Source organism: Mesorhizobium sp. NPDC059025 (assembly GCF_042739655.1).
Taxonomy (GTDB): Bacteria; Pseudomonadota; Alphaproteobacteria; order Rhizobiales; family Rhizobiaceae; genus Mesorhizobium.
Window position 1 is genome coordinate 174,618 of sequence record NZ_JBHYIM010000013.1, and the last position, 12,972, is coordinate 187,589.

Here is a 12,972-nt window from a genome sequence, read left to right on the forward strand (position 1 = left end):
AGGGAGACCAGGATAGGATGCCCTGGCAATTTTCTTCCCAACGCTCTCAGGTTTTTCCTGAAGGAGGCCATGTGAGATGGCCATGCACATCGATATTTAGTTCCAAAGAAACCTGTGGGTTCTGCTACGCAAGTCGGGTGAAGGGTGTTTCGCAGCGCTGCTGATTGTAAGTTCACAAAAAGGTAGGATTCGGTCGTCGTCTTGGGGGGCGACCTCTCATGAAACCATGGATGACGCAGGCTCTCGATTTCTTCGACTGGTGGTCCGAAGAAATCCGGGACCTTGTATCGCGCAACAGGCCCCGAATGCCAGACCGCGCGCCGGACTGGACTGTCGACCTTGCTGAAGACGGCATTCGTGTTCACGGACGAGACGAGGCAGAGTTCCAGTCCCTGCCGCTGGACCTCAAGGCTTCGGCGCGAGAGATCGCCGAAAAACTCGGAACACCATCGGCGAAAGCCCGTTCGTGCGACATCCGCCTCGACGGCGCGATCTGCCTGAAGCGATCGCTTGCCCCCTATCGGCTGCCACGAAGACAGGCGCGGGCCATGGCCGAGTTGGATGTCATGGCCACGACACCGATAGACATTGCCCAGGTGCATCTGTTTTTCGCCACCCCGGCCGGCAGCGACAGCACTTATTACCTGGTTAAAAAAGGGACGCTGGGGCCAGTTGTCGAAGCGGTCGCGACGCACGGCATATCCATTCGCACAATCCGCATTGGCGGTCGCGAAGCAGCCGTGCCCATAGATCGCTTGAGCATGGCTGAAGTTGCAGAGCCTGGCGCAGTTGGGGAGGTTCTTCGCAAAACGGCTTTGACGATGGCCTGCCTCACCGCTGTTGTCGTGCTTGCCACCTATGGCCACGTCCAATGGCGCTATTGGCAGGCGTCATCGGAGCTCGACGAAAAGATCGCATCGGTCGAGACCGAGGCCAGGGCTGCGCGGACCATGCTTCGGCAGCGGCAGACGCAACTCGATCAGGTCGAAAAGATCCGCAAGGAAAAAAGCGGCTCGGTGTCCGTCGTCAAGCTTCTGGCGGAGGTGACCCATGTCTTGCCGGACAGCGCCTGGGTGACCGACTTTTCCTCGAAAGGCAATACGCTGACCATTACCGGCTATGCAGCCTCGGCGTCCGAACTGATCGCTCCGCTCGAAGGCTCTCCTTTGCTCACTTCTCCCGAATTCTCGGCGCCGGTGACAAAGGTACCGGGGCAATCCGGCGAACGCTTCACCATCTCCGCGACGACCGGCGACGTCTGATGCTGTCCGTTCGGCTCCTTAACGCTCCTCTCCTCGTCCGACGTGGTGCGGCGATTGTCTTTGGGCTGATCTTGCTCGCAGTGGCCTGCGCGATCGTGGCCGGGCTCTATGGCTCCGTCATGTCTGCCAGGAGCGAAGTGTATGAAAAGCGTGTGGAACTTGGTCGTCTGCTTTCGATCGTCGCTCTCGAAAAATCGATCAAGACTACAGACACTGCCGAGAAGGCGTCCCAGGCTGAATTCCTGCCGGGGGAAAATGAAGCGGCGGCCAGAAGCGGCCTGCAGAAAAGATTGAGCGAGGCGGCAAGTGCCGCGAACGTGACTGTTCTTTCGGCCGGCAATGCTCCCACCCTCAACGAACAGGGTGTCGTCTATGTCGGGCTGCGCGCCAACATCTCGGGCGCCTTGGAAAACATCCACGGGCTTCTGCGTAATCTTGAAACCACCATGCCGGTGCTCTTTATCCGCGAGGCGACGTTGACCGCGACTGGAGGCAATCCTGATATGCCTCAGGCCAATGCGAACGAAATATCGGCTCAACTGCTGTTTTACGGCGTGCTGCAGACAGGCGCGCCGACGAACAACGCCGAGAGCAAGCCATGAACAAGTTCGCGCTCACCCTTTTGTTCGGCACGGTCCTGGTGACATTGGGAGCGGTCAACTTCAGTCTCTATGAGCGCCCCGCCGGAACCAGTCCCATCGCGACAGATGACCGGTCGGATCCCGGCAAGCCACGGACGGGCGACAAGGCGCAGCCTGTATCGCTCTCCAGCCTCGATGGCTTTTCTGAAACCTTCGAGCGGCCGCTGTTCAATTCGACACGGCGAAAACCAGTCCCCGTCGCAACCGATGAACAGCCACCACTCGCCGAGCCGCTCGCGGCTCCCGCGGAAGCTGTTCCGTCACAATCGCCGCCACCGCAGTTGCTGGGCGTCAGCGTGACACAGACAATTCCGAAAGCGCTGCTTCTTGCCTCAGGAAAGCAGGATGCTAGCTGGTTCCGGAACGGCGAAGCCATCGATGATTGGACGATAGCCGCCATCACCAGGGATGAGGTCACCTTGCAGCGCGGCGAGCAGTCGATCCGCCTTTCCCTCTATCCGCCGAGCACGAATGCGCCCTCCCCGGAGACAGGCAGCAATGCTCGATAGGACCAGCTCGGGCAAAAGCGGCAGTGCCGGATTTGCACTGCTCGTGGTACTGGCATTCCTGCTGATCGTCTCAGCCATCATCACTCCTTTCGCCATCACCGCACGAACACGCCTGATGATCGCCCGCAACGAAACCGAGCATCAGAGGCTGTCACTGCTCGCTGACGGACTTTCAAATGTCCTGGCCGCTGAGTTGACCGGCGAAAAGCCGCCGCCCGCGCTGAAGATCAATTCCGAGCCGGCGCAATGCCGCATCGGCCCGTTCAATTTCGAAATCGTCGTCCAGGACCACGCCGGCCTGATCGACCTCAATGCGGCCGACGACGAAACGCTCTCGCTCGGGTTCCGCTCGCTTGGTTTCGATGAGGCCAAAGCCAAGTTGCTGGCGACATCTGTCGCGAGTTATCGCGGCGCATCTACAAGTGTATTTTCCGAAGAGGCCATCGCCGGGGTCGGTCCAGCAACTTCCAAGCACGCCGCCTTCGAGTCGGTGTCCGAGCTGCAGGATTTTCGGGCTTTGGCGCGGCTCGATCTGCGCGACCTGCTGAGTGTTTTCACGATCAAATCCTTTCGTGGCATTCCCGCACCGGAGCGTGCGCCGGTTCGCCTTCGCGCGGCTTTTGGGGGAAGGTCTCTCGTCGACACCGCCGTCTATGAGGGTGCGAGGATTTCCGTCTATACCATTGAGGTCACGGTCGGTCGTGACGGATCGGGAACCGCTGGCCATGCCGGCTATGTCGTCGAAGCCACGCCTTCGCAGCCTGGAGGTTTCAGGCGCTTGTCCCAGGTGTTGCAGCGGCAATCCGGCATTATCCCGCCGCGACAGCCGATCGCGCAGGACTGCGACATGTTTTTCGGCACACCGGTCTCGAACATGATCAGGAAATGGGGCGATGAATAGTCTGCCTCGCGTCGAGGAATTCCTCGCCTTCCTTGAACGGAACGGCATCCTGACCGTTCACGCCTCCCAACGCGCGCTCAGCGCGTCGAAAACCTCCGCCCATCCGTTCGACACCGTGATGACGGAACTCGGTCTCCTGGGGGAGCAGGAACTGGCCGTCCAGCTGTCGCAGTTTCTTGATGTGCCCCAGGTGAGCGAAGTGCCGGAACTGGTCGGCAAGGACATATTCTCGGCCATGACACCGGGCTACCTGCACGAACATGCGCTCCTCCCGCTCGAGATCGACCAGCAACGGGTCCTGCTTGCCGTGGCGGATCCGTTCGCCGCTGCCACGATCGCCGCTGTCGGTTTCCATTTCGACAAACCGGTGGTCCTGAGGATCCTGCCGCGCCGCACGATCGGCCTCCACATCGAACGCTTGCAGGCAAGCATCGAAGAGAGTGTGGAACAGGATCCCGGCAACGGATACAGCCTCGACGTGGGCATGGACGACCTGGAGCGCTTGAAGGATTTCGCGCGAGAGGCACCGATCGTGCGCTTCGTGGCGGAAACCATACACCAGGCGGTCGACACCAACGCGACAGACATCCACATCGAACCGCTGGAAGACCATGTCCAGATAAGGTTCCGTCGCGATGGCATCCTGTCTGTCGTCGGCACGACGGCCGCCTCGATGCTGGCAGGCATCACCACGCGCGTGAAGATCCTGGCACGGCTCAACATCGCCGAGCGACGGCTGCCGCAGGACGGCCGCATGCGGCTTGCCGTGCGCGGGCGCGACATCGACCTGCGTGTCTCGATCGTTCCGTCCATCTACGGCGAAACCATCGTGCTTCGAATTCTCGACCGCAGCGGTGTGGAACTCAAGCTGGATCGCCTGGGATTCAACGATCGCGCACAGGCGCAGATACGCAGCCTCTCGCAGGCACCCAACGGCATCATTCTGGTCACCGGCCCGACGGGCAGCGGCAAGACGACGACGCTTTATTCCATTCTCGCGGAATGCTCGCGAGCCGACGTCAAGATCTTCACCGTAGAGGATCCCGTCGAGTATCGCATGGCCGGGATCACCCAGCTTCAGGTCAATCCGGCGATCGACCTCGATTTCGCCACTGCGCTGCGATCGATCCTGCGCCAGGACCCGGACATCATCCTGGTCGGTGAAATCCGGGATCGCGAAACCGCCCAGATTGCCATCCAGGCGGCGTTGACGGGGCATCTGGTGTTTTCGACCCTTCACACCAACAGCGCAGCCGGCGCCTTGACGCGCCTGCGCGACATGGGGCTCGACGGCTATCTGCTCGGCGCCACCATCCGGGGCGTCGTCGCGCAGCGGTTGCTGAGACGGGTCTGCAAGGCATGCACGCATGATGAGACAGCCGCCAAATCCTGCCCGCATTGCAACGGAACCGGATATCGCGGTCGAACCGTTGCCCATGAAATCCTGCGCGTCTCACAGGAGATCGCGGCGCTGATCGAGACTGAGGGCAGCGAACTCGACATCCAGAACCTGGCGGTCGAGCAGGGGCTGGTTCCCATGCGTAGCCATGCACAGGCCCTCGTGGAAGGCGGCATCACCACCGAGGAGGAAATTCGGCGCGTCATCGATCTTCGTGGAGACAGTTGATGCCGGCATTTGCCTACCGGGCCTATTTCGCCAACGGAAAGCACGACGCCGGAACACTGGACGCCGGCACCGCGCAGGAGGCGGCACGCGAACTGGCGCGGCGAGGTCTGAGGCCCTACCAACTGACGGCAGTCGGCGACAGGCAGACGCTCGGACGGTCATCTTCCAAGTCGCTCTTCTCGCGCCCCGTCGACCTCGGCAAGCTCTTTTCCGACCTGTCGGTCCTGCTCAATGCCGGTTTCACCATTGACCGGGCCATCGCGGCGATCATCGCCAGTGAAACCAACGTTTCGCGGCGCAGGAGCCTGCAAGGCATCCTCGATCTGACGACAGCGGGACGATCGGTTGCCGAAGCATTCTCCAGCCTGGACAATGCGCCGGCCGACGTGATCGCGTTGCTGGCGAGCGGCGAACGCAGCGGCAAGCTGCCTGTGGTCTGCGAGCGGCTGGCCGAGATCCATGAAGCAAGGGCAAAACGGCGTTCGGCGATTGTCAGCGCCCTTGCCTACCCGATCTTCCTGCTGATGGTGATGGCAGGGGCCGTGCTTGTCCTGGCTTTCGTTCTCGTGCCGGCGCTTGAACCGATCTTCGAAGGAGCTTCGACGCCGCCGCCCCTGACCATGCGCCTGCTGGCCGGGCTTGGCGCGGTCGTCAGCGACTATCCGTTCATCTTTCCTCTGATCGCGATCATTGTCCTGCTGACAATTCTCGCCGCAAGCCGCTCGGCCAATCTCAAGAAAAGGCTGTTTGGCTGGTATGTGGGTATTCCGTGGATCGGCCCTCTGCTCAAGGAAGCCACCACCGCGCGTTATCTGGAGGCGCTGGCGCTGCTACTGGCCAATGGCGTCGCCATGACCGAAGCGCTGCGCCTTTCAACCGGAACCGTTGGCAACAGCCCGCTGGCGCCGGACCTTGCCCGTTTGGAAAACGATGTCGGCAACGGCGCCCGCCTCAACGAGGCCCTGGGCAGGTCGAAGATGTTCCGTGACGCGGTCGTTTCCCTGGTGGCGCTCGGCGAAGATGCCAACGCGCTGCCCCTGATGCTGGAGCGCGCTGCCCGAATGCAGCAGGCTGAAGTTTCCAAACGTATCGAGACGCTCCTGAAGCTCCTGACGCCAACCCTGACCATCGTTCTCGGCATGCTCGTCGGCAGCCTTGTCATCTCGGTGATGACGACGATCCTTTCCATCAACGACCTGGCGCTCAAATGACCAACGCCATGTGTGCAGAACATGGCCGGCAGGACGGCTTCAGCCTGATCGAGCTCATGGTCGTGCTGGCGATCATCGCATTGATGGCGGTCATTGCCGTACCGGCGTTGTCGCGGCGGTCAAACGAGCCGGATCTGCACCATCTGTCGAAGGAACTGACCGCTCGCTTGCGGGTCGCGCATACCCTGGCGATCGCCACCGGCAAGCCGCAGCGGATCGACTTCAACCCGCAGACACGCATCATTCGTTTTCTGGACGGTGACAGGCGTATTCTGCCTGCCGGAACCAGGATGACACTGACGACTGGCCTGGAGACCACGACATCGGAGCAAGGCGCGACGCTGACCTTCCTTCCGAACGGAAGTTCATCGGGCATGGCGATCGATCTGGAACTGACGGGCAAGAAATCCAGGGTTGAAGTCAACTGGCTGACCGGCACCACCAGCCTCGTGGAAGCGCCATGACCAGGGATGGCGAAGCCGGCTTCACGGTGCTGGAGACGCTTGTCGCCATGACCATACTTGCCCTGGCCCTGGCGATCGCAAGCCAGTCGATCGTGCTGGCGGCGCGCAGCCTCGCTGCCGCCCGAAACCAGACCGACGCGATGCTGCGAATGAGAGGACAACTGACCGGCCTCGAAACGTCTGGCCCCCTGGCGTCGGGACAGTCCGGCGAAGGCTGGAGCCTGCAGGAAATCGACGTTGGCGGCAAGAAGCTGACGGCGGTCCGGATCCCCGGGAGCGGCGCTTCGTTCCTGACCTTCATCCCGTCGCGGAATGACCATCGTGAGTGAGGTCTGCGGCACCGCCACGCACGACCCCCGCCACGAAACGGCAACGGCGGGATTCACGCTCGTCGAGGTGCTGGTCGCACTGATCCTCGTCGCGGTGATGTCGTCGCTGATGGTCGTTTTCATCGGACAGACCGGCGCCCTCGTGCGGATCGACAGCGCATCGGAGGCCGAAACGGAAGTGAATGCCGCCGTCCGCTTTCTCGAAACAACGATCGCAAACGCGGAACCCCTGCCGTTGCTGCCATCCAATCCGGACCAGGTCCATTATCTTCAGGGCGCGGTGTCCGAGATTCAGCTCAACGCCATCCAACCCGTCGGCTTCGGCACCAACGCATTGCGCCAGATCGCCATCGGCCTGCGAAAACCCGTGAACACCGCAACGGGCACGCGCTACGATCTCGTGCTCGCGAACAGAACGAGACGCGTCCAGGCCGAGGATCCGAAGAAGGAGGTCCTGCTCCTGGCCGGCGTCACCGGCCTGTCGTTCGAATATCTGGAAAACACCCCTGAAGGGCTGAACTGGCTGCCGACCTGGCAGAGCCTCAGGCGTCTGCCCCTTGCCGTCCGGATCAGGCTGGAAATCCTGCGTGGCGGCAAGGCCTATTCGTCCAATGGACTGGTGCGCCTCGACCTGGCCACGACGGACCCGCAGCGTTCGGAAAACTCAGGCTCATCGCCCGAACTGTAGAGCGTTCCGGTCGTTTCGGAAACGCTCCAGCTTCTTCTTGCGCAATTCTGGACGCAAGTCGCGGCACGGTTGTCCGGGATCGCTCCAGCCGGATCAGTTGCCGATATCCTGGTCTTCGCCGGTCCCGTCCGGCTTGCCGTCGCGCCCCAGCGATTTGATGCTGATGCCGCTGCCATCCTGTTTCAAGGCATAGAGATAGGGGCGGCCCCAGGGGTCCTTCAGCCCGGTGCTGCCCTTGAGATAAGGCCCATTCCAGCGGGTTGCGCCTTGCGGGGCCGCAACCAGCACCCCGAGGCCCTCTTCGTCGCTGGGGTACCGACTGTTGTCCAGGTAATAGAGTTCCATCGCGCTTTCGAGATTGCGGATTTGTGCTTTCGAGGCGCTGGTCCGGGCAGAACCGAGATATTTGAGCACCTGTGGTGCCGCCAGCGTGGCGATCAACGCGATGATCGCGAGCACCACCAGCAGTTCGACGAGTGTGAAACCGGCTTCGGCGCGTGTTCCCTTTGAAAACCGCTCCATCCACGACGTCACGCGCTTTCGATCCGTTCTCATGATCCGATCTCTATTGCGGAAAACTGTTGATAGGCCCATGTGCAGGCCAGGCCAAGGGCGATGAAGGGGCCAAACGGGATGCGCCTGTTGCGGTCCGTTGTGAATCCCGCGACAGCCTGGCAACCGACGACGACCAATGCAGCCGCGCTCGCGATGAACAGCAGCATTGGCAGCAGCATCGGCCCGATCCAGCACGCGGCGGCCGACATCATCTTCACGTCGCCCAGCCCAAGCCCGATCCGACCGGTCATCCGGTTGTGCGCGTAGCGAATGCCGTAGATCAGGGCGAAGACCAGAACGGCAGAGGCAAGCTGTACGCTCACGGCGACGAGCCCGGCTGGCAGGTGGAAGGCGATGCCGGTCAAGGCGAGGGCAAGATTGAGCGCATCCGGTATGATCATCCGGCGCGCGTCGACCACCGCGATCGCCACGAGCAGCACGGCAAGGACAAGACCCTGCGCAAGCAGTGCCGGCGATAGCGAAGCCATCAGTAGGCGAGCCTCTTCAGGTCCTGCTCGACCTTGGTTTTTCCGCCGCGCCTTTTCTGGATCGGGGTTTGCAGGCTGATCTTGCCGCGGAACTCCTCGGTGACATCGCGGGCTTCCTTGATATCGCGAACGACGCGCGGCCTGATGAAGATGATCAGTTCGGTGCGCTTGATGCCGTCGGTCTTGTTCTTGAAGGCGTTGCCCAGGAGTGGAATATCCCCGAGTAACGGAACCTGCGCGCGTTTGATGGAATTGGTTTCCTGTATCAGGCCACCGAGCGCGAGGCTCTCACCGTCATTGACCAGCACCCTGGTCTGGATTCTCCGCTGCTGGATCGTCGGCGAGTCGATGCCAGATGACGTGGTTTCAACCGCATTGCTGACTTCCTGACCAATATCCAACTGGACCCGGCCGGCATTGTTAATGCGGGGTGTCACCGTCAGGATAACGCCGGTATCCTTCATCTCGACCGAATTGATGATTGGTGCGTTGCCCCCCGCAGTTCCGGTAGACTGCTGAGTGACGATCGGCACCTGGTCGCCAACCTGCAGGATGGCTTTCTGGTTGTTGAGCGCCATGACCGTCGGCGCCGAAACGATGTTCACGTCGGTGATGCTGGCCAGTGCATTGAGGGTCACCTGGATATTGTTGCTGGCATAGGTCCAGGCAAAACCCGGGAACGATGCGCCGGCGAAGCCGCTGGCCACGTCGGAAAGTGAAATCTTCATGCCGTTGTTCTCAAAGAACCAGCGCAGGCCGAACTTCAGTTCGTCATTCAGCGTCACTTCCGCGATCACCGCCTCGAGCATGACCTGCGTCGGCAGCACGTCGACCTTGGCCAGGATCTGCTCGATGCGATGATATTCGCGCGCTGTCGTTTGAATGAGCAGCGCATTGTTGTCGGTATCGGCGACGACCTTGATGCGCCCGCCCGCGGAACCTTCCTCCGCGACCAGTTGCGGCACCGGTTCGCTGCCTCCGGTCAACGGCGCCGGGGTGATGCCGTCCGAGGACATGGCGATAGGCGCCATCTCGGGAGATATGTTGTCGGCCGCAGCCTTGCGAGCCCCGCCATTCTGCGCGCCGAGGATCGAACTCAGCACCTCGGCAAGCTCCTTCGCCGGCCTGTTCTGGATCTGGTAGACGAAAAGCTGCTCTTCATTGGTCTCGGCCAGTGTGTCGAGCTTGGCGATCCAGCTCGCCGCGCGGGCGAGATAGGCCGGTCGCGAGGTGATGACCAGGACCGAGTTCAGCCGGTTGTTCGGAATGAACTGGATGACCTTTCCGCCGGCACCGCCCTTGGTTCCGAAGATCGATTCCAGCTCGGACGCGACGGCGTCGGGCTTGGAAGCCTTCAGTGGATGCAGCGCGACCGACATGCCCCTCATCCAGTCGACGTCGAACACGGAGACGGCCTCGCGGATCGCTTCGAGATCGGAATTGTTGCCGGCAACGGTGATGAGGTTGCGCGTGCTGTCGACCCGCAGCACCGTACCTTGCCGGGTGATCGGCTCCAGGATCGTCTTCATTTCGTCGGCGGCGATGTACTGCAGCTGCAGAACCTGGACCTTGACCCCTGGCCCCGAAGGCGTGACCGATGGCACGCTGACCGACGGCGTGCTGGCCAGCGTCTCGGCCATCGGCATGATCTGGTAGGAATTGGCCCGCTTGACGATGCCGGCCCCGTTCACCGCAAGCGCCGATTCCAGGATATCGACCAGGGCGTCACGCGAGACGGGCTTGGATGTCTGCAAGGTGACGGTGCCCTGCACCCTCGGGTCGACGACGTAGTTCACCTGCAGCGCATCGCCGAGCACTGCCTTGGCCGCCTGTGTGATCGGCGCATTGACAAGGTTGAGCTCGAACTGCCCGCTGCCGTCACCTGTTACCTTGGCAACCGGCGCGCCATAGGAAACGAAATTGCCGGAACCCTGGTACTGGGCGCCCGAAAAGCGCTTGCCCGAACCGATGGACGACGCCAGCCGCTGGCTGCCGCCTCCTGCCGGACGCAAGGGAGAATTCTTTGCATGAAGACTTTCAACCGTCTCGGCAAAGAAGTCGCCACCGGTCGGCGACGTACAGCCCGCAGCAAACAGCGCCACGCATAAAACGATCCGGCTGCCCCATGCCATTCGCCTACCCGATTCCCCAATTGGGCTATGCTATCCCTTCTTGTAGACGGGCGTTGAATTGAGGGGTGGAAGGAAGGCTCTTTCCACAGGAATGTAGAAAATGGCAGATGGTACGAGATTGCGCGATCGAAGGTAGTCGGGGCGTTCATTCGCACACTCTGCCGCGACTCAGTGGCTTCCTAACCACGAACCCGAATACTCTCATCAAGCCGATCCGCGAAAAAGCGATGCCGGTCATCCTGCTGACCACGTCCGAGGAAGCCGATGCTTGGATGGACGCCCAGCGATCGGAAGCCAAGGGGCTACGGAAGCCGACGCCTGATGACGCCCTGATCATCGTCGACAGGTCCGAGACTCAGACTAAGTACTCGCAAACCCAAGGAACGCTGGCCTAAGAGGTTCATCATGGATCTAATTGTTCGCTTCGTTCAACAGCGAACTACGAATCACCCAAAAGAGGCCACGAATAATGTGCTCGACACTCTTTAATTAAATACGTCTCGTCTGAAATTATCGTCTTTACATACAAACTTCAACGGAAAATCACACGACAGAATTACGATTCTCATCGAGATAATTTACCTTCTTTTCTTCAAAAACTCTTTCAAGGGAATCGACCCCCTCTCTTTTCTTAAATTCGATCTCATCTCGCGTCACAGGAAGTAACCAGTAAAATTTTGCAAGGGAAGCTCCATCATTTAGATTTTCGAGCGATGGCCCATCCAAGTAAGGCAAAGAGATTAGGCCGTATGAGCATTTTGAATCACCCAACCAAGGCCTTCCAAAATTCACGGAATGCCACAAACCCAACTCTCTTTCGCTCAACTGAAAATGAGCAACAACGTAAAGTAACTCGATAAGGCTATCCTCGCGTTTTTCGCTGAAAATATGAAGCTCTAGCCCCTTTGTATTTGGAAAAAGCGACATTCCACAAGTTGCATATGTCCACATCCTTCTATTGTCACGCGGCTCGAATCTCAAAATACCAAATTCTTTTGGGAAATCTCGAACAGGCCCTCTGTCATGCGTAAGTAAATCAGCAGCAGACCGCCAGTTATCTTCATAGTGGCTCCTGATTTTGCTTGCGGTTATCATAGACCCAGTTCCTTTCTCATCGCCTTCGAAAACGCACTTAAAAATCCTCCTTGCGCGTTAGATTCAGATCGAGACTGGAGCCTCATTCGACTTCGATCGGCAGCACTTGCTTTGCGTTCTGCCTGATTCATGTACATACCCAGTTTCTCACCCACATTGGGGTCACCTTTGTAGTACCTTTCCGACAACGGTGGGTTATGGTCAACCACCTCATCCTTTCCTGCATTAAATGCTTTCCGATCAGCGGCCGTAGGCGTTTTCCCATAGTGCTTAGCTCTATTGTAAGCTTCAAATGGGCCTGCAAGCTCTGCCTCCACCTGGGCGGCAGGCAATGTAACTCTCACTGCAGGAGCTGACGGCCTCGCAGCTATCAGCGGCACATTGTCGAGTACCTCCGCGAGATCCATCAACGCCAGCTGGGCCGTTGTCTTACCAACTCTTGCGCGATATTTATTTGACATCTCTTCAGAGAGGTTTGCCGAATAATCGCTTAACCAATTATTTTCTTCTTTTTGTTTCTCCGCAACAGAGTGCATCTTTTCGGCAGCAGCTTTGTTAGCTGCATCACGATCGGATTTGGAAGAAAACCAATCTCCAAATACGTGACCGTTTGGATCCGACTTGTTGACCGGATCATTTCCCGAATACGCGTAGCGGTTAGTGCCTACACCCGGCAGTGTTGGATCCCAGTTGTCCGGCGAAATGAACCGACCAAGCACCGGATCCATGTAGCGGGCATTGAGATAAAGCAGCCCGGTCTCGGGATCGAAGCGCTCGCCGATGTAACCCTTCTGTGTCTGGAAGCCCGAGTTCAGGCGCTCGCCATAGGCGGCATAGCCGGTGCTTTCGACAACCGCACCGGCGGCATCGGTGACGATGCGCACCGATGACAGATGATCGCGATGCAGGAAGAACTTAGCGCCGTTCACCACTTTGATGTCCGGGTGCGGATAACGGGTGTATTTCTCCGCTCCAGGCGTCGCCGGATCGATCTCGACATCTGCGCTCGGGTAAAGCGTGGTGCCGAAGGCCGAAGCCTTTTTCACCCGTACCCCATCAGGACCGTAGGC

The 12,972-nt window shown here is 59.8% G+C and carries 15 protein-coding genes; 10 read left to right on the forward strand and 5 right to left on the reverse strand.

What is annotated here, in order from left to right:
• Positions 1-218: 218 nt before the first annotated feature.
• The 9 genes from ACFWYE_RS25685 to ACFWYE_RS25725 are packed head-to-tail and all read left to right on the forward strand — an operon-like array spanning position 219 to position 7,632.
• Positions 219-1,262: a PilN domain-containing protein gene (locus ACFWYE_RS25685; RefSeq protein WP_379067318.1), complete on the forward strand. Its 1,044-nt coding sequence runs from the start codon at positions 219-221 to the stop codon at positions 1,260-1,262.
• Complete coding sequence (gspM, locus tag ACFWYE_RS25690) at positions 1,262-1,864, forward strand: type II secretion system protein GspM (RefSeq protein ID WP_379067316.1); 603 nt, start codon at positions 1,262-1,264, stop codon at positions 1,862-1,864. The genes ACFWYE_RS25685 and gspM overlap by 1 nt, the downstream gene beginning before the upstream one ends.
• Complete coding sequence (locus ACFWYE_RS25695) at positions 1,861-2,412, forward strand: hypothetical protein (protein WP_379115023.1); 552 nt, start codon at positions 1,861-1,863, stop codon at positions 2,410-2,412. The genes gspM and ACFWYE_RS25695 overlap by 4 nt, the downstream gene beginning before the upstream one ends.
• Positions 2,402-3,313: a hypothetical protein gene (locus ACFWYE_RS25700; RefSeq protein ID WP_379115024.1), complete on the forward strand. Its 912-nt coding sequence runs from the start codon at positions 2,402-2,404 to the stop codon at positions 3,311-3,313. Before ACFWYE_RS25695 ends, ACFWYE_RS25700 begins: the two co-directional genes overlap by 11 nt.
• Complete coding sequence (locus tag ACFWYE_RS25705; protein ID WP_379067311.1) at positions 3,306-4,940, forward strand: GspE/PulE family protein; 1,635 nt, start codon at positions 3,306-3,308, stop codon at positions 4,938-4,940. Before ACFWYE_RS25700 ends, ACFWYE_RS25705 begins: the two co-directional genes overlap by 8 nt.
• A complete protein-coding gene (locus ACFWYE_RS25710) occupies positions 4,940-6,151 on the forward strand; it encodes a type II secretion system F family protein (protein WP_379067309.1) in 1,212 nt (403 codons plus the stop codon). The genes ACFWYE_RS25705 and ACFWYE_RS25710 overlap by 1 nt, the downstream gene beginning before the upstream one ends.
• Positions 6,148-6,615 (forward strand): GspH/FimT family pseudopilin, encoded by a 468-nt coding sequence (locus tag ACFWYE_RS25715; RefSeq protein ID WP_379115025.1) that lies wholly within the window; start codon positions 6,148-6,150, stop codon positions 6,613-6,615. Before ACFWYE_RS25710 ends, ACFWYE_RS25715 begins: the two co-directional genes overlap by 4 nt.
• Positions 6,612-6,944 (forward strand): type II secretion system protein J, encoded by a 333-nt coding sequence (locus ACFWYE_RS25720; RefSeq protein WP_379115026.1) that lies wholly within the window; start codon positions 6,612-6,614, stop codon positions 6,942-6,944. Before ACFWYE_RS25715 ends, ACFWYE_RS25720 begins: the two co-directional genes overlap by 4 nt.
• A complete protein-coding gene (locus ACFWYE_RS25725; RefSeq protein WP_379115027.1) occupies positions 6,937-7,632 on the forward strand; it encodes a type II secretion system protein GspJ in 696 nt (231 codons plus the stop codon). The genes ACFWYE_RS25720 and ACFWYE_RS25725 overlap by 8 nt, the downstream gene beginning before the upstream one ends.
• A gap of 93 nt (positions 7,633-7,725) precedes the next feature.
• On the opposite strand, the gene gspG is transcribed toward ACFWYE_RS25725, so the two are convergent.
• The 3 genes from gspG to gspD are packed head-to-tail and all read right to left on the reverse strand — an operon-like array spanning position 7,726 to position 10,807.
• Positions 7,726-8,154: a type II secretion system major pseudopilin GspG gene (gene gspG, locus ACFWYE_RS25730; RefSeq protein WP_379115038.1), complete on the reverse strand. Its 429-nt coding sequence runs from the start codon at positions 8,152-8,154 to the stop codon at positions 7,726-7,728.
• A 29-nt stretch (positions 8,155-8,183) separates the two neighbouring features.
• The gene (locus ACFWYE_RS25735) at positions 8,184-8,675 is read right to left on the reverse strand and encodes a prepilin peptidase (RefSeq protein ID WP_379115028.1); all 492 of its coding nucleotides are present in this window, start codon (positions 8,673-8,675) and stop codon (positions 8,184-8,186) included.
• The gene (gspD, locus tag ACFWYE_RS25740; RefSeq protein WP_379115029.1) at positions 8,675-10,807 is read right to left on the reverse strand and encodes a type II secretion system secretin GspD; all 2,133 of its coding nucleotides are present in this window, start codon (positions 10,805-10,807) and stop codon (positions 8,675-8,677) included. Before gspD ends, ACFWYE_RS25735 begins: the two co-directional genes overlap by 1 nt.
• A gap of 227 nt (positions 10,808-11,034) precedes the next feature.
• Between gspD and ACFWYE_RS25745 the strand changes: the two genes are divergently transcribed.
• Positions 11,035-11,202: a hypothetical protein gene (locus ACFWYE_RS25745; protein WP_379115030.1), complete on the forward strand. Its 168-nt coding sequence runs from the start codon at positions 11,035-11,037 to the stop codon at positions 11,200-11,202.
• Between the two features lie 148 nt (positions 11,203-11,350).
• Here the strand turns inward: ACFWYE_RS25745 and ACFWYE_RS25750 are convergent, their stop codons facing one another.
• Both ACFWYE_RS25750 and ACFWYE_RS25755 read right to left on the reverse strand, forming a co-directional pair.
• Complete coding sequence (locus ACFWYE_RS25750) at positions 11,351-11,902, reverse strand: suppressor of fused domain protein (RefSeq protein ID WP_379115031.1); 552 nt, start codon at positions 11,900-11,902, stop codon at positions 11,351-11,353.
• On the reverse strand, positions 11,899-12,972 hold a 1,074-nt coding region (locus ACFWYE_RS25755), incomplete at its 5' end, for an RHS repeat domain-containing protein (protein ID WP_379115032.1). The genes ACFWYE_RS25750 and ACFWYE_RS25755, both read right to left, overlap by 4 nt.